This window comes from Geodermatophilus africanus, assembly GCF_900107105.1.
GTDB lineage: Bacteria > Actinomycetota > Actinomycetes > Mycobacteriales > Geodermatophilaceae > Geodermatophilus > Geodermatophilus africanus.
The window spans coordinates 16286-32262 of the sequence record NZ_FNOT01000004.1 but is presented as its reverse complement, the minus strand read 5'-3'; the positions used below and the strand labels follow the sequence as shown (position 1 = coordinate 32262).

General features: G+C 72.2%; 18 protein-coding genes. 9 read left to right on the top strand and 9 right to left on the bottom strand.

Translation table 11 applies throughout. From position 1 onward, the window contains the following. Position 1: 1 nt before the first annotated feature. The 6 genes from BLW63_RS07920 to BLW63_RS07895 all read right to left on the bottom strand — a co-directional run bounded on the left by BLW63_RS07920 (position 2) and on the right by BLW63_RS07895 (position 4184). Complete coding sequence (locus BLW63_RS07920; RefSeq protein ID WP_091153373.1) at positions 2-406, bottom strand: flagellar basal body rod protein FlgC; 405 nt, start codon at positions 404-406, stop codon at positions 2-4. 4 nt (positions 407-410) lie between these two features. Continuing rightward, positions 411-758 (bottom strand): flagellar basal body rod protein FlgB, encoded by a 348-nt coding sequence (gene flgB, locus BLW63_RS07915; RefSeq protein ID WP_091153369.1) that lies wholly within the window; start codon positions 756-758, stop codon positions 411-413. 327 nt (positions 759-1085) lie between these two features. Beyond that, a complete protein-coding gene (locus BLW63_RS07910) occupies positions 1086-1439 on the bottom strand; it encodes a hypothetical protein (protein WP_091154719.1) in 354 nt (117 codons plus the stop codon). Further along, positions 1436-1822, bottom strand: coding sequence for a flagellar export chaperone FliS (fliS, locus tag BLW63_RS07905; protein WP_091153367.1), 387 nt, complete (start codon positions 1820-1822; stop codon positions 1436-1438). Before fliS ends, BLW63_RS07910 begins: the two co-directional genes overlap by 4 nt. Positions 1823-1876: 54 nt before the next feature. After that, positions 1877-3262: a flagellar filament capping protein FliD gene (fliD, locus tag BLW63_RS07900; RefSeq protein ID WP_091153363.1), complete on the bottom strand. Its 1386-nt coding sequence runs from the start codon at positions 3260-3262 to the stop codon at positions 1877-1879. A 106-nt stretch (positions 3263-3368) separates the two neighbouring features. Then, on the bottom strand, positions 3369-4184 hold the full coding sequence (locus tag BLW63_RS07895; protein ID WP_091153360.1) for a flagellin N-terminal helical domain-containing protein: 816 nt from the start codon (positions 4182-4184) through the stop codon (positions 3369-3371). 359 nt (positions 4185-4543) lie between these two features. On the opposite strand from BLW63_RS07895, the gene BLW63_RS07890 reads away from it, so the two are divergent. Beyond that, on the top strand, positions 4544-5623 hold the full coding sequence (locus BLW63_RS07890; protein ID WP_091153357.1) for a glycosyltransferase family protein: 1080 nt from the start codon (positions 4544-4546) through the stop codon (positions 5621-5623). A 79-nt stretch (positions 5624-5702) separates the two neighbouring features. Here the strand turns inward: BLW63_RS07890 and rfbF are convergent, their stop codons facing one another. Further along, on the bottom strand, positions 5703-6554 hold the full coding sequence (gene rfbF / locus BLW63_RS07885; protein WP_091153353.1) for a glucose-1-phosphate cytidylyltransferase: 852 nt from the start codon (positions 6552-6554) through the stop codon (positions 5703-5705). Positions 6555-6950: 396 nt separating this feature from the next. Between rfbF and rfbH the strand changes: the two genes are divergently transcribed. From rfbH to BLW63_RS07865, 4 genes are read left to right on the top strand one after another with little or no spacing between them, the layout of a single operon-like run. Continuing rightward, complete coding sequence (rfbH, locus tag BLW63_RS07880; protein ID WP_091153350.1) at positions 6951-8276, top strand: lipopolysaccharide biosynthesis protein RfbH; 1326 nt, start codon at positions 6951-6953, stop codon at positions 8274-8276. Position 8277: 1 nt separating this feature from the next. Continuing rightward, a complete protein-coding gene (rfbG, locus tag BLW63_RS07875; protein ID WP_091153347.1) occupies positions 8278-9324 on the top strand; it encodes a CDP-glucose 4,6-dehydratase in 1047 nt (348 codons plus the stop codon). Between the two features lie 2 nt (positions 9325-9326). Beyond that, positions 9327-9869 (top strand): dTDP-4-dehydrorhamnose 3,5-epimerase, encoded by a 543-nt coding sequence (gene rfbC, locus BLW63_RS07870; protein WP_091153345.1) that lies wholly within the window; start codon positions 9327-9329, stop codon positions 9867-9869. Next, positions 9866-10744, top strand: coding sequence for an NAD-dependent epimerase/dehydratase family protein (locus tag BLW63_RS07865; RefSeq protein WP_091153341.1), 879 nt, complete (start codon positions 9866-9868; stop codon positions 10742-10744). The genes rfbC and BLW63_RS07865 overlap by 4 nt, the downstream gene beginning before the upstream one ends. Positions 10745-10760: 16 nt before the next feature. On the opposite strand, the gene BLW63_RS07860 is transcribed toward BLW63_RS07865, so the two are convergent. Together BLW63_RS07860 and BLW63_RS07855 are read right to left on the bottom strand one after the other, a co-directional pair. Continuing rightward, positions 10761-11540 (bottom strand): hypothetical protein, encoded by a 780-nt coding sequence (locus BLW63_RS07860; RefSeq protein ID WP_091153331.1) that lies wholly within the window; start codon positions 11538-11540, stop codon positions 10761-10763. Positions 11541-11579: 39 nt separating this feature from the next. Continuing rightward, positions 11580-12566: a sigma-70 family RNA polymerase sigma factor gene (locus tag BLW63_RS07855; RefSeq protein ID WP_091154716.1), complete on the bottom strand. Its 987-nt coding sequence runs from the start codon at positions 12564-12566 to the stop codon at positions 11580-11582. Between the two features lie 163 nt (positions 12567-12729). Here BLW63_RS07855 and BLW63_RS07850 point away from each other — a divergent pair, with 163 nt between their 5' ends. The 4 genes from BLW63_RS07850 to fliW are packed head-to-tail and all read left to right on the top strand — an operon-like array spanning position 12730 to position 15962. Continuing rightward, positions 12730-13215, top strand: a complete 486-nt coding sequence (locus BLW63_RS07850; protein ID WP_091153324.1) for a flagellar protein FlgN — start codon at positions 12730-12732, stop codon at positions 13213-13215. Further along, positions 13212-14660 (top strand): flagellar hook-associated protein FlgK, encoded by a 1449-nt coding sequence (gene flgK / locus BLW63_RS07845; RefSeq protein ID WP_091153320.1) that lies wholly within the window; start codon positions 13212-13214, stop codon positions 14658-14660. Before BLW63_RS07850 ends, flgK begins: the two co-directional genes overlap by 4 nt. Before the next feature lie 4 nt (positions 14661-14664). Further along, complete coding sequence (gene flgL / locus BLW63_RS07840; protein ID WP_091153316.1) at positions 14665-15561, top strand: flagellar hook-associated protein FlgL; 897 nt, start codon at positions 14665-14667, stop codon at positions 15559-15561. Next, the gene (gene fliW / locus BLW63_RS07835; RefSeq protein ID WP_091153312.1) at positions 15558-15962 is read left to right on the top strand and encodes a flagellar assembly protein FliW; all 405 of its coding nucleotides are present in this window, start codon (positions 15558-15560) and stop codon (positions 15960-15962) included. The genes flgL and fliW overlap by 4 nt, the downstream gene beginning before the upstream one ends. Positions 15963-15977: the final 15 nt, after the last annotated feature.

Here is a 15977-nt window from a genome sequence, read left to right as displayed (position 1 = left end):
GTCAGCCCTTCCCGAGCTGGAGTGCGGCCTGGTAGGCGGTGGTGGCGCGCTCGACGACGGCGAGGTTCGCCTGGTAGCCGCGCTGCGCCATGATCAGCTGGGTCATCTGGTCGCCCAGGTCGATGTCCGGGTACCTCACGTAGCCGTTGGCGTCGGCCAGCGGGTGGTCGGGCTCGTAGACCATCCGGCCCTCCGCGCTGCCGTACTCGGCCCGGGCCACGCGGACGCCGCCCTCGCCGGAGCCGTAGTCGACGGCCTGCGCCACGATCAGCCGCTCCTGGAACGCGTCCTGGTCGGTCGAGGTGACGTTGTTGATGTTGGCGATGTTGTCCGAGACGGCGTCCAGCCACTTGCGGTGCACGAGCAGCCCGGAGCCGGAGATCCCGAGCGAGTCGAAGGTGCTCATGCCGTCACGCCGTCCGCAGCGACGTGCGCAGCACGTTGTACTTGCCGTCGAGGGCGTTGAGCGCCAGCTGGTAGCGCAGGCCGGTCTCGGTGGCGATGACGGTCTCGGCGTCGAGGTTCACGTTGTTCCCGTCCATCCGGGTCGGCTCCAGGGAGCGTTGGACCGTGCCGGTGGTGGCGGTCGGCGTCTGGCCACTGGTCAGGGCGCCGCGCAGGCCGGTCTCGAAGTCGACGCGGCCGGCCAGGAAGCCGGGCGTCTGCAGGTTCGCGATGTTGTCGGCGGTGACCCGCTGCCGCTGGGCGAGCCCGGCCAGGGCGGAGTGCAGCGCCGACGAGGTGACGTCGCCGATCACCGGGCGGTTCCTCGGGCAGGGCAGCAGGACACGATCGGCCTCCGGGTACGCAGGAGACACTCGCGAGCGAGTGAGTGGGCCGCCGATCCGTGGCGAGAGGTGCGCTTTCCGTGCTCTGCAGTCATCGGCACCGGCCTGCGGGCCCCTGACCGGCAGGCCCCCACGGGAGTGGTGGGTGTACGCCGGTGGGATGGACGTGCCGACTGTGACTCGCGGTGCGTTGCGGGGTGCCGGGGGACGGCGACGCCGTCCCGCCCACGGGGACGACGAAGCCCCCCGCAGCGCCGGTGCCGGCGCCACGGGGGGCTGTCGAGTGCGGTGGATCCCTCAGAGGGCCCGGTCGATGTAGGAGGCGATGGGGCGGGACGGCCCGTAGGACATCCGGGCGGCGACGTCGCGCTGCCGCCGCGACTGGATGATCCGCTCGACGAGCTCCTCGGCGACGGCCAGCTGGTGCTGCAGCAGCCGCGCGGCACGCTCGCGGAGGTCCTCGGGCACCGGGCCGAGGGCCGACGAGGGCGGCACCCAGTCCTCGGCTCGGCGTCCCCACGCGGCGATCTCGTCTTGGCGGTCGGACCGCAGCGTGGACTCGGCGGCGAGCACCTCGCCCTCGAGCTCGTCGAGGACCGTGGCCCAGTCGCGGGACCCGTCCCCGGCCGCCGCCGGGCGACCGGGTGTCATGCGGGGGAGGCCGTGAGGGTGGCGGCGGCCTGCCGCCACGCGTCCCGGAGCGGCTCGGCTATCTGCCGGCAGGCGGCGACGCGGTTGCGGTCGCGCTTGACGCCGGCCTGCACCAGCTCGGTGATCATCCACGTGTAGAGCGCGGCCAGCCGGGGGCCGCCCTCCCAGGCGTCGACGCGCAGGCTCTCGCGGAGCTCGAACACGATGTCCTGCGCGTGCTGGATCTGCGCGGCGGCCTCGGTGCGGTCCCCGGTGTCCAGGGCGATCTCGGCGCGCTCGAGGTCGAGCACGAGCCGGTCGTACAGCATCACGAGGATCCGCTGGGGGGACGCCGTCGCGACCGAGTCGCCGAGGTAGCGGGAACGGAGGGAGGCGGTGCTCATCAGGTGCGTCTCCTGGGGGAAGCGGGGGTACTGACAGGTTCGGCCGCGCGAGCCTCAGCTTGAGCTGGGCAGCGAACTGAGCTGGCCGGCCAGCCAGGTGGACTGGTTCTTCAGCGAGCTCAGCGCCGTCTCCATGGCGGTGAACTGGCGGGTCAGCGACTCCTTGCGGGCGGCCAGGCGCAGGTCCCAGTCCGCGATCCGCGACTCGAAGTCCTTGACCAGGGTGTCCCGGCCCTGTGCCAGCAGGGTCAGCGTCCCCGTGGTCGCGTTCGTCACCCGCTTGGTCAGGGCCTCCAGGCGCTGGCTGATCCCCTCGACGGCCGGGGTGAGCGGCGTCGTCGTGTTGTCGGCGGACGCTCCGGAGAGCATCCGCTGCACCGTGTCGGGGTCGGAGGCGAGCTTCGCGAGGAAGGTGGTCTCGTCGAAGGTGACGGTGCCGTCGCGGGTCAGTTCGATCCCGACGGCGCCGGGGGAGCCGGCGCCGCTCACCACGTCGGAGACGCTCTGCAGGAGCTGGCTGGTCAGGGCGCGAAGTTGGAAGTCGCCCTTGAGTGCGGCGGTGCTGCCCTTGTCGGAGTTGCCGTGCTTCGTGATGGTGCTCAGCGCGGAGTTCACCGCGTCGACGAACGTCTTGACCTTGGCGGCGACTGACTTCGGGTCCTCGCCCACCTCCACGACGCCGATGGCGTTCTTCTCCGTGACCGTGACCGAGACGCCGGTGATCACCTCGGCGAAGGTGTTCGTTGCCGACCGGACCGTGACGTTGTCCCCGCCCAGCTCCAGCACGGCATCCGCCGCGATGGAGACCTGGGAGAAGGCGTCACCCGCCGTCGGCCGGACGGAGAAGTCGCCGTCTGCGCCGGAGACGGCGCTGGTGAGCTGGAGACGGTAGCCGTCGCCGGTATTCAGGGCCGTGGCGCGGACGCCGGCGCCCTCCAGGCCGTTGATGTACGCGACCGTCTGCGCCAGCGTCGCGCCGGCGGGCGGGGTCAGGACCGTCTCGGTGCCGTCCGGCCGGCTGATCGTCAGCGGCCACGGGTCGGCGACGGTGCCGCCGGAGGTGGTGGCGGTGCGGACCGGCGTGCTCGCCGACTCCCAGGTGACGCCGCTGACGAAACTGGCGGTCGAGGCCAGGGAGCGGACCGTGAAGCTCAACCGGCTGCCGGGGACGGCCGTCGACGTGGCGCTCGCGGTCACCGAGGGGGTGCTGCTCTTCGCCGTCCGGGCCGCGGCGAGACCGTCGGCGGTGAGTGCCGCGGCGGCCGTGCGCACGGCGTCGATCTTGGTGTTGACCTCGCGGTAGGCGGCGGCGGCGTTCTGTGCTGCGGTCATCTGCGTCTTCAGCCGGGTCTGTGGCAGCGCCTCGGCGGCGACGAGCTGGGAGACGAGGGTGGTGGTGTCCAGGCCGGAGATCAGGCCGTCGACGCTCAGGCTGACCATGGGTGCCTCCAGGCGGGGTCAGGGGTGGGGACGCCAGTGAGGGGGGAGGCCGGAACCTCCCCCCTCACCGGGTCGTGCTGTGCTGTCAGGCGCTCAGCGCCCTGGCTCAGCCGAGGAGCTGCAGGACACCCTGCGAGCTCTGGTTGGCCTGGGCGAGCATCGCCGTACCGGCCTGCGACAGGATCTGCGACCGCGTGAAGGACACCATCTCCTGGGCCATGTCGGTGTCGCGGATGCGGCTCTCCGACGCGGTCAGGTTCTCGACGGTGGCGTTCAGGTTGTTGATCTTGTGCTCGAGCCGGTTCTGGACCGCACCGAGCTTGGCGCGCTGCTCGGAGACCTTGCCGATGGCGTCGTTGACCGACGAGATCGCCGCGGAGGCGGTCGCCAGGGACGAGATGCTCCCGCTGGCGCCCAGGGACGAAGCCGCCATGCTGGAGATGCCGACCGACAGCGTCTCGCCGGCGTTCGACCCGACCTGGAACGTCCCCGTGTAGCCACCGCTCAGCAGGCTGGTGCCATTGAACGTGGTGAGCTTGGCGATGTCGTCCAGCTCGGACTTCAGCGCCTGGAACTCCTCGTTGGCCTTGGCCTTGTCGGTGTCCGTCAGGGCACCGTCGTTGGCCGCCTGCACCGCGAGGTCGCGCATGCGCTGCAGGATGGAGTGCGTCTCCGTGAGGGCGCCCTCCGCCGTCTGGACGACGGAGATGCCGTCCTGCGCGTTGCGGACGGCGACCTTGAGGCCACCGATCTGCGCACGCAGGCCCTCGGAGATGGCCAGGCCGGCGGCGTCGTCGGCGGCCCGGTTGATGCGCAGACCGCTGGACAGCTTCTCCAGCGACTTGCTCATCGCACCATCGGTCACGTTCAGGTTGCGGTAGGCGTTGAACGCGGCGATGTTGTTGTTGACGCGCAGACCCATGGTGTTCCTCCTTGGAATCGGGTCGTATCCGGTAACCGCTGCATCCGTGCTGCGGCCTTGCAGGAGTCACTACGGCCGGGGCCGAGGGGATCTTGAGGCGAACCGCCGAGGATTTCTCCTCGACCTCACCCCCACGGGGTCGGGACTGCTGGGGCGGGGCGGGTGACCGGGGCGCATGGGGCGCGGGACGGCGTGTCCACGGTCGGTGGCGGACGGGGACGGCGGCCGGCCGGGATGGTGACCCGGCTGAGGAGTCGCCTCGTGCGACGCCCGCGCCCGACCTGATCCCCCGCCCGGCCTGCGGCTCGGGCGACGTAGCTGGCGCTCTACCGCTGAGTGCCGTGAGGACGTCTGCTGCCATGAACGTGCTCCTGTCCCACACGATGTTCACCGGGTCGCTCTTCCACCGCATCGCCGAGCCCGCGCGCGCCGTCACCGAGGCCGGCCTCAGCATCGAGGTGACCGTCCAGCACGGCCTCAAGACGGTCATGGCCCCCGACCCGGAGAACCCGGCGGGCCCGCTCGTGGTCCGCGACGTCGACGCCCAGGGCGCCGACGTCGTCGTCCTGCAGCTGCCGAAGACCTGGGAGATGCTCGCCTGCCTGCGGCTGCTGCAGGCCCAGGGTGTCGCTGTGGTCGTCGAGGTCGACGACCACCTGACCGCGCTGCCACCCGGCCACCAGGGGCACGACGCCCTGATCCGGAAGGGCGTCGGGCGGATCGCCGAGGCGTGCGTCCGTGAAGCCGACCTGGTGACGGTGTCCACCCCCAACCTGCTCGCGCTGTACGGCAAGGGGGGCCACGGGATGTTGGTCCCCAACGCGATCCCCCGCCGGATCGCCGAGCTGCCGCCTGCCTACGAGCGCGAGCCCGAGCTGGTCACCATCGGCTGGACCGGCACGGTGGGCACCCACCCGTACGACCTGCAGGAGATGGGCAGCGGGCTGCCGCAGGCGCTGGACAGGCACCGGGGGCGGAGCCGGTTCGCGATCATGGGGCAGGGCGGGAACGCGCGCGAGATGCTGCGGCTGGCCGAGGACCCGGTGGAGATCCCCTGGATCCTGGACGTCGACGGCTACGCCGCGGCGATCGGTGAGCGGTTCGACATCGGCGTCGCGCCGCTGCGCATCGACACCTTCAACAACTGCAAGAGCTGGCTGAAGGTGCTCGAGTACTCCGCGCGCGGCGTCTTCGCCGTCCGCTCGCCGAGTGCCGAGTACGAGCGACTCGGCCTGGGCTACCGCGCCAGGCGACCGCGGGACTGGGCCACGGCCCTCACCCGCGCCATCGAGGACGCCGACTGGCGTCGCGAGCAGGCCGCGGCCAACCGGGAGCGGGTGCTGGCGCACCACCTCACCGAGCACACCGCCGAGCTGTGGGCCACCGCGTGGCGGCGGGCCCGTGAGATCCGCAGCCGCGCGGACCGCATCGGCGCCTGACCGCACCGACGTCGAGGGGGCAGGACCACCGGGGAACCGGAGGTCCTGCCCTCTCGACGTCAGGGCTCGTGCAGGTGGCTCACCGCGCGGGAGCCGGCTCCAGCTCGGTACGGGGCGCCGGGATGTCGGCGGGCGTGCCAGGAGCGCGGGAGCGGTCCCAGACCGCCCAGGGAGCCCTGCCTGCGTCCCAGAGCTGGTTGAGCAGGAGGTGCTCACGGGAGGTGTCCATCGGCTGCCAGAACCCGTCGTGACGGTAGGCGGCCAGCTGACCCTCCGCGGCGATGGCCGTCAGGGGCTCCTGCTCGAGCATCAGGTGGTCGCTGTCGCGCAGGTGCCGGAAGACCGAGGGTTCGAAGACGAAGAAGCCTGCGTTGACGCGACCGTCCATTTGCGGCTTCTCGCGGAAGCGGGTCACGACGCCGCTGGCGCTGGTGTCGACCAGACCGAACCGGGACATGGGCCGGACGGTGGTCAGGGTCGCCTCGAGCCCGTGTGCGTCATGGAAGTCGAGCAGCGCCGGGACGTCGATGTCGGCGAGGCCGTCACCGTATGTCACGAGGAACCGTTCGCCGCGCACGAACCGCTCGATGCGTGCCACGCGGCCGGCGGTCATGGTGGTCGGCCCGGTGTCGGCGACCGTGACCGTCCAGTCGCTCTCGTGGTGGGCGTCGTGGAAGGTGATCTCGTCGGGGCGGCCCAGGTTGACCGTGAAGTCGTTGTTGTGGGCGGCGTAGTTGAGGAAGTACTGCTTGATGTGCTCGCCCTTGTACCCCGCGCAGATCACGAAGTCGGTCAGCCCGTGGGACGCGAACACCTTCATGAGGTGCCAGAGCACCGGCTTGCCGCCGACCTCGACCATCGGCTTCGGCCGGAACTCCGTCTCCTCCCTGAGCCGGGTTCCCAGACCGCCGGCGAGCAGCACGACCTTCATGGTGTGGACACCTCTTCCCGAGGGGTGTGGCGACGGAGAGCGGGGAGCCGGGTCGTCTGCCGACCGCGGCGGACCCGTGACGGACTGGTGAGCCCTTGCCACGCAACGTACCGACGCGACGGCGGGACCCCTGGCTCCCGGCCGCATGTCCCACCGCGTCGGCGCCTCGTGCCGCTGTCTGCGTCCCGCTGGTCACGGCAGTCCCTGGGCTCCCGCGGGTCGCGGGTCCGGCAGAAACTCCCGTTATCGTGAGTGGGCAGAGCATCACGCTGCGGTACCAATCCGCCCGTCCGAGCCGCGCTCGGGGTCGAGTCCCATCGCCCACAGCGGCAGGACCCGCCTGCACCGCGGCCGCCGGCCGCCGTGCCGGCGGCCGCCCCGAACCCGAGGAGAACGTTGAGCGTCGACGCACCCGCGAGCAGAGACGACATCCTGGCCGCGGTGCGCGGCTACGCGCAGGGGTCCCTCGTCCCGGCGCCGTTCGTGCCGGGCGAGACCCCCGTCCCCGTGTCGGGCAAGGTACTCGACGCCGAGGACATCGCCTCCCTGGTCGACTCGTCCCTGGACGGGTGGTTGACCTCGGGCCGGTTCACCGCGGAGTTCCAGCGGGCCCTCGCGCAGTACGTCGGAGCCCGGTCGGCGACGTTCGTCAACAGCGGCTCCTCGGCCAACCTGGCGGCCCTGTCGGCGCTCACCAGCCCCAAGATCGGGCCACGGCGGCTGCGTCCTGGGGACGAGGTGCTCACGGTGGCCGCGGGGTTCCCCACGACCGTCAACCCGATCCTGCAGAACGGGCTGAAGCCGGTCTTCGTCGACGTCGAGATCGGCACCTACGACGCCGTCGCCGAGCAACTGCGCGAGGCCGTCGGTCCCCGCACCCGGGCGATCATGATGGCGCACACGCTGGGCAACCCGTTCGACCTCGACACCGTCACGGAGCTCTGCCGCGAGCACGACCTGTGGCTGGTGGAGGACAGCTGCGACGCCCTGGGCTCGACCTACCGAGGCCAGCGGACGGGCAGCTTCGGGGACACCGCGACGGTGTCGTTCTACCCCGCCCACCACATCACGACGGGGGAGGGCGGTGCGGTCTTCACCAAGTCGCCCCTGATCCGGCGACAGGTGGAGTCCTTCCGGGACTGGGGCCGGGACTGCTACTGCGAGACCGGCAAGGACGACACCTGCGGCAAGCGCTTCCAGTGGCAACTCGGGGACCTGCCGGAGGGGTACGACCACAAGTACACGTACAGCCACATCGGCTACAACCTCAAGGCCACCGACATGCAGGCCGCCCTCGGGATGAGCCAGCTGCGCAAGATCGACACGTTCGTCGAACGGCGCCACCAGAACTTCGAGCTGCTGCACAAGCTCCTCGACGGAGTGGAGGGTCTGGTCCTGCCGCGGGCCACGGAGTACTCACAGCCCTCGTGGTTCGGCTTCCCGATCACCCTGGAGCCCGGCTACCCGGTGGACCGCGAGGACCTGCTGCGGTACCTGGACGCGAAGAAGATCGGCACTCGGTTGGTCTTCGCCGGCAACCTGCTGCGGCAGCCGGCCTACCGGGGGATCGACGCACGCGTGGTGGGTGACCTCCGCGCTTCCGACGTCGTGATGACCCGCTCGTTCTGGCTCGGCGTGTACCCCGGGCTCACCGAGCCGATGCTCGAGTACGTCGCCGAGGTCCTCACCGGATACCTGCGCGACCGCGCCGGGAAGGCCTGACGTGCGCTTCCTCGTCACCGGACACACCGGGTTCAAGGGGGCCTGGCTGGCCCTCGGACTCGTGGCCCAGGGGCACGAGGTGCACGGTCTGGCACTGGACCCGGCGCCCGGATCGCTCTACGAGCGGGCGCGGGTCGCCGAGCTCGTGGCCCGCGACGTGCGCGCCGACGTCCGCGACGCGGCAGCGGTCCGGCAGGCCGTCGCCGGCGCCGCGCCGGACGTGGTCCTGCACCTCGCCGCACAGCCGCTGGTCCGCGAGTCCTACCGGGAGCCCCGCTCCACCATCGAGACCAACGTGTTGGGCACGTACAACGTCCTCGAGGCGGCCCAGGCCACCGGCAGCGTCCGGGCGCAGGTCGTGGTGACGACCGACAAGGTCTACCGGGACGTCGCCCAGCCGAGGGGCTACCGCGAGGACGACCCGCTCGGCGGCCGGGACCCCTACTCGGCGTCGAAGGCCGCCGCCGACATCGTCACCCAGTCCTGGATGGCCAGTACACCCGGCGCGGTCCCCACCGCCATCGCGCGGGCCGGCAACGTCGTCGGCGGCGGTGACGTGTGTGCCGACCGGCTCCTAGTCGACCTCGTCGCCGGTTTCTCCGCCGGGGTCCGGCCGCAGCTGCGCAACCCCGGGGCGATCCGCCCGTGGCAGCACGTCCTCGACTGCCTGCACGGCTACCTCGTGCTGGTCGACGCCCTGCTGGACGGCCGAGCCTCCGGCGAGGCGTTCAACTTCGGCCCGCCGCCGTCCAGTGCCGTGCCCGTCGGCACCGTCGCGTCCAAGGTCGCGGCGCTGTGGCAGGGCAGCGCTCCCTGGCAGCAGGATGCGCACACCGACCACCCCGTCGAGACGGCGACCTTGACGCTGGACGCCGGCAAGGCGGAGCAGGACCTCGGCTGGCGGAACCTGCTGGACCTCGACGAGACGTTGGCCTGGACCGTCGACTGGGCTCGGCGCACGGCCGCCGGCGAGCCCGTCCGGGACGTGTCGCTCGAGCAGGTGCTGGCCTTCGCCGAGCGGACCACCCGCGTGGCCGAGGCCGCCTGACCGTGGAGTTCCGAGAGACCGGGATCGCCGGGTGCCACCTCGTCGTGCCCACCGTGCACGCCGACGACCGGGGAGTCCTGGTCAAGACCTACCTGGAGTCGGCGTTCGCGGACCGGGGATTGCCGACGCACTTCCCGGAGCAGTTCTACAGCCGCTCGCGTCAGGGCGTGGTGCGCGGCCTGCACGTCCAGCTGCCGCCGGCCGCCCAGGACAAGCTCGTCTGCTGCATCGCCGGCGAGGTCTTCGACGTCGTCGTCGACCTGCGGGCGGGCTCACCCACGTACGGGCGACACGCCTCCTTCTCGTTGACCGCCGAGAACTGGCAGCTGGTCTACATCCCGGTCGGCCTGGCCCACGGCTTCGCCGCGGTCTCCGAGCAGGCGACCATGGGCTACCTCGCCACTGCGGAGTACGCGCCGGGCACGGACGGCGGGATCCGGTGGGACTCGGCCGGCGTCGACTGGCCGGTCGAGGCCCCCCTCGTCTCCGCCCGCGACGCGGGGCTCCCCCCACTCGCCGAGTATCGCACGCCGTTCACTGCATGAGCCGGCGCGCACTGGTCACCGGGGCGAGCGGGTTCATCGCCCCGCACCTCGTCCGTCGGCTGCTCGCCGACGGGTGGGAGGTCGCCCTCGTCGCGCGGTCGACGTCCCGGGTGCCCGAGGACCTCCTGCCCCGGACGGCGCTCCTCCGAGCGGACGTCGAGGCCGGGGCGTTCAGCGACGCCGTCCAGGCGTTCGCCCCTGGCACCTGCTTCCACCTCGCGACCCACTTCGTCGGCGTGCACGGCCCCGCCGACGTCGACCCGCTGATCGCTGCCAACCTCACGCTGGGCACGCGGCTGGCCGAGGCAGTGTCGGCCCAGGGCGGGGCGGCGTTCGTCAACGTCGGCACCGCCTGGCAGCACCACGAGAGCCGGCGCTACGGTCCGACCTCCTTGTACGCGGCCACCAAACAGGCGTTCGCGGACGTGCTGCAGTTCTATGCCGAGTGCACGCCCCTGCGGGTGGTCACCCTGGAGCTGTCGGACACCTACGGCCCCGACGACCGGCGGACCAAGCTCCTGCAGCTGCTGGTGCGGGCGCACCGGACCGGTGAGCCGCTGTCCCTCTCGCCCGGGGAGCAGTGGATCGACCTCACCCACGTCGCGGACGTGGTGGCCGCGCTGCTCCGGGCTCGTGAGCTGGCGGGCCCGGACGCTCCGGCGTACGCCGTCAGCGGGACGGTCCTGCCGTTGCGGGACCTCGTGGCGCTGGTCGGCGACCTGCTGGGCGCCGCGGTGCCGGTGCAGTGGGGCGCCCGTCCCTACCGGCCGCGGGAGATGATGGCGCCGTGGCGGTACTCGCCGCCGCTGCCGGACTGGCGGCCTGCGGTGGACCTCCGCGAGGGACTGGCCGCCGTCCTCGCGGAGATGGCCTGACCGCTCCGCCGGCCGGTCAGCCGCCGTCGGTGTAGGTGTCCTCGTCGCTCACGACGACGGGGCGGGTGGCGATGAGCGAGTCCTCCGACCAGCGGGCGACCAGCGAAGCGGTCAGCAGGGAGTGCAGGCGCTCGCAGCAGAAGCCGAGGGCGCGTCGCTGGTAGCCCTCGTGCGGCACGGCGACCGTCGCCTCGAACGCGTCCACCACGCTCTCCAGAGCCTCCAGCACCAGCACGAGCCACTCCGCCGGGAACACCCCGGTGGTGGGTGCGGCGATCATGACGTTCTGGCCCAGGAAGTGGGCGACGCTCCGATCGTCGACGACCCCGAGGTCGACGGCGATGCCCATGAAGTGCAGCAGGTCGCGGGTCACGTGTGCGACTCCGTACTGGCTGACGACCGGCATGCCGAGGTCGAACGGGGCCGGCATCAGGATCGTCCTCGGCGGGGGGACGAAGAGCCGGTCGGGGAGTCGCTCGAACTCCTGGGGGGTCACCAGGCCGTAGACGAACGAGGGCTTCCCCACGGGCTCGGTGACCGCGTACCGGCGGTAGTGGGAGATGCCCACCATGGTCTCGTCCTCCGGCGGGGTGCCGTCCGGCCAGGACTCCTGCAGCAGGCGGCGGATCGCGAAGAGCGTGGCGTACTCACTGAGCTCTGGGCCTCGGCCGCGGAGGTGGGGGTACCGCTCGCTGAGGTCCGTCACGCCCTCGCCGACGGGCACCGTGGAGACCCGCTCCATGATCGCGGGCACCGTCCAGTCGACGGGCCGGTGGGTGAGGTTGAAGTACTTCACGTCTGCTGTGGTCCCCTTCGGCGGGTGGTCGGGCCGGGCTCAGGCGCTCCGGCCGGTCGCCGTCAGCCACGGGTTGCGGCGCGGCGGGACCACGCCGGGACGCGGGGAGGACAGCGGGGGCGCCGCGGCCGGCGGGGCGTTGCGGCCGGCGACCCGGTCGACGTAGGACCGCTGCTGGTTGCGCGCGCGCACCCCGCCGTCGGCCGGCACGGTGCGACCCTCCCAGACCTCGCTCATCGCCGCGTGCAGCAGGGTCAGCGCGCGAGCGCGCATCTGCGAGACGCGGGAGAGGGTGACGCCGAGGTCGACGGCGATGTCGGTCAGCGACTCGCCGCCGAAGAAGTTGCGCTCGACGACCTCGTCGAGCCGGTCGGGCAGCTGGCGGATCGCCTCGTGCAGGTACCGGGACCGCTCGCTGCGCATCAGCGCCCGCTCCGGCGACTCGCCCGTGTCGGGCAGGTCCAGCGAGGCGCCGTCCGGGCCGGTCTCGGCGTCGATGCTCACCATAACCGCCCGGTGGACGTCCACCTGCAGCGAGTCGAGGTCGCTGGTCGCCATGCCGAGGCTCGCGGCGAGCTCCTCCCGCGTCGGCGGGCGGCCCAGCTGGATCGCCAGCGCGTCGGCCGCGGCGTCGGTGCGCCGGGCGGCGGCCCGCACCGAGCGGCTGGCCCAGTCGCCGGAGCGCAGCTCGTCGAGGACGGCGCCCTGCAGCCGGGCCAGGGCGTAGGTGGCGAACGAGGCGCCCGCGGACGGGTCGAACCGCCGGGCCACCTCGACCAGCGCCACGCGGGCGCAGGACAGCAGGTCCTCGCGGCTGACGTGCGAGGGCAGCGAGATGCGCGATGCGACCGCGTTGACCGCGAAGGCGGCCAGCGGCAGGTGCTCGGTCACCAGGGCGTCGACGTCCCGCGCGGGGACGTGCGTCGTCGCGGCCGGCCGGGCGGGGACGCCGGCAGCCGGGGCGACGGGGTGTCGCGAGACAGAGGCACGGGACCGCAGGGTCGCCTGGGCACGCGATGGGCTCACGTCCCCCTTCTCGGCAGCCTCGGGCCCGGACGGCACCCCCTTCTCGGCACGGACCCGTCCGGACTTGAGCACCTCGGCTCAAGGCCCCCCGGGGGATGCCGAAGCTGCTGGGGAGAACCCGGCGGGCACCTGCCCCTGGGGAGTACGGGAGGACGGTGGGGGCGTGGACTACCAGCACCTGTCGACGTTGCTGTGGCGCGAGCAGGAGCTGCTGGACCTGCTGCTGTTCAAGGCGGAGGAGAAGCAGTACCTGATCGTCACGGGCAAGACCCGCTGGCTGTCGCGGATCGCGCACGAGATCGAGGTCGTGCTCGACCAGCTGCGCACCCTCGAGGTCGAGCGGGCGGCGGCCACCGAGGTGCTCGCCGAGCGGCTCGGCGTGGGGGTGAACCCCTCGCTGCGCAAGCTGGCCGAGGCCGCGCCGGCCCCGTGGAACGACCTGTACGCCAAGCACCACGAGACGCTGTTGGTGCTCGTGACGGAACTGCGCGGGCTGTCCGACGCCAACCGTGAGCTGATCGAGGGCGGCCTGTCCGCCATCGGCGACGCGCTGCTGTCGGTGAAGGCCCCGTCGGCCGGCACCTACGGGTCCACCGGCCGCAGCGACCAGAGTGCCTACCGCGCGGTCACGCTGGACGGTGCCCTGTGAGTTCGACCTTCGGCGGGCTGAACACGGCCCGGACGGCGCTATGGGCCTCGCAGCGCGGGCTGGACGTCACCGGCCAGAACATCGCCAACGTCAACACCGACGGCTACTCGCGGCAGCGCGTGGAACTGCGTGCCATGGGCGGCACCGCCGTCCCGGCGATCCACTCGGTGAGCAGCCCGGTCGGCAACGGTGTGGACGCCAGCCAGGTCGACCGGATCCGCGACGTGTTCCTGGATCGGCGCGGTCAGGTCGAGACGGCGCGCACCGCGCAGCTGAGCGTCGCCACCGAGGCGCTGGCCCAGGTCGAGGCGGCCTTCCGCGAGCCGGGTGACACCGGCATCCGCAGCATGCTCGACGACGTCTGGAAGAGCTTCGGCGCGCTGGCCAACTCGACCGACCCCACCGAGCCGGCCGCGCGCAGCCAGGTGCTCGAGTCGCTGGACATCCTGGCCTCGGGGATGCGGACGACGCGCGCCACCCTCGACCAGCAGTGGCAGCAGACCCGCGACAACGTCGTGGCTCTCGCCGCCGAGGTCAACACGACGGTGTCCTCCATCGCCGACCTCAACAACCAGATCCGCCAGGCCACCCGGTCGGGGCTGCCCACCAACGAGCTCGCCGACCGCCGCGACCTGCTGGTCCTGCAGCTGTCCGGGACGGTCGGGGCCACCTCCGTGGCCGCGGACGACGGCATGGTCGACGTCCTCGTGGGCGGCACGACGCTGGTCGCGGGGTCGTCCGCCCTCGGCGTGCGCGTGGCCGGGGTCGACGACCCCGGAACGGTCGGCACCGGCAACGACCCCCGGCTGGTCACGGCCCCCGGTGGCACGACGCTCGGGGTGGGGGGCACCGCCGGCGGCCAGCTGACCGTGCTGTCGACGACCCTGCCGAACTACCGCCGGGCGCTCGACGATCTGGCCCGCGACCTGGTGGGGAAGCTCAACGCCGTCCAGGCCCAGGGCTACGACGTCTCCGGCGCGTCGGGGGCGGCCGAGCCGCTGATGGACGACGGCTCGGGCAACCCCGTCGTCGACCTGACCAAGGTGGACGCCGGCACCATCAGCGTCCGCGTCACCAGGCCCGAGCTCATCGCCGCGGCGAAGACCGCTCCCGGCGTCCTCGGGCAGCCCTCGGCGGACGGCGGCAACGCTGATGCCTTCTTCGACCTGAGCCTCGAGGACGGCGGCGTGGACGCCACCTATCGGGCGCTCGTCGTCGCCCTCGGCGTGGAGGCCTCGGTCGCCACCCGGGACGCCGAGGTGCAGAAGGTGATCTCCACACAGGTGGACGCCGCCCGCGATTCCGTGTCCGGCGTCAACCTCGACGAGGAGATGACCAACATGCTGTCCTTCCAGCACGCCTACAGCGCGGCCGCCCGCATGGTGACCGCCATCGACCAGGCACTGGACACGCTGATCAACCGCACCGGCCTCGTGGGGCGGTGACCTGATGCGCATCACGCACCGGGCCGTCACCCAGACCGCGCTCCTCGGCCTGAACAACAACCTGTCGTCCGTGGCGAAGCTGCAGCAGCAGTTGACCTCCGGGAAGCTGATCAGCGCCCCGTCGGACTCGCCCACCGGGGCCAACAAGGCGCTGCAGATCCGGCAGGACCAGAGCGCCGTCCAACAGTTCGCCAAGAACACCACCGACGGGCAGAGCTGGCTCGACGCGACCGACACCGCGCTCACCACGGCCATCGGCCAGGTGCAGCGGGTCCGTGCGCTGACCGTCCAGGCCCTGAACGACGGCGCGGTGTCGACCGACGCGCAGCGGGCCATCGCGGTCGAGGTCGCGGCGCTGCGCGAGAGTCTCCTCGGTGTCGCCAACTCCAGCATCAACGACCGCGCCCTCTTCGGGGGCGTGACCCAGGGCTCGAGCGCGTACGCCAGCGACGGCACCTACGTCGGCGCGCCGCCCGTGGGGGAGGGGATCACCCGACGCGTGTCGAACGCCGACCGGATCCGCATCGACGTGACCGGCCCGGAGGCGTTCGGCCCGGCGAGCCCCGGTGGGCTCGACCTCTTCGCGCTCGTCGGCAAGATCGCCACCGACGTCGAGACTGCCCCTGGCTCGCTCTCCGGTGACCTGGAGGCGCTCGACGTGGCACTCGACCGGCTGCTCGGGGCCACCGCCTCCGTCGGCGCCCGCTCGGCCCGGATGGAGGCAGCCGGCCAGGTCAACACCGACCTGCAGCTGACGCTCGCCTCGCAGCTCGTGAACGTCGAGGACATCGACCTGGCCAAGACGATCATGGAGCTCAACCAGACCGAGGTCGGCTACAAGGCCGCGTTGCAGGCCACCGCCCAGGTGATCCAGCCGACGCTCGTGGACTTCCTCGCATGACGCTCTCCGCCGTCGCGACGCTGCCTCTGCTCTCGATGACCGAGGCGCTGCCCGGCTTCCCGGGGCACCGCGACTACGTGCTGGTGACCGCCGACGGCGACGGCCGGCTGTTCTGGCTGCAGTCGATGGCGCCGGAGGGTCCGCGGTTCCTCGCCGTCGACCCGGGCAGGTACTTCCCGGACTACGCACCGGCCCTGCCCCCGGCCGTGTGCGCGGACCTGGAGCTGGACGACACGGCCCAGGCTCGGCTGTACTGCCTGGTGACGGTGCCGGCCGAGGGTCCGGCCGCGGCGACGGCCAACCTGCGGGCGCCGCTGGTGGTCAACCCGGTGAACTGGAGGTCCACGCAGGTGGTGCTGCTCGACGGGTCGCATCCCATCCGGCGTCCCCTGCGCCGATAACTGAACAGGCGGACA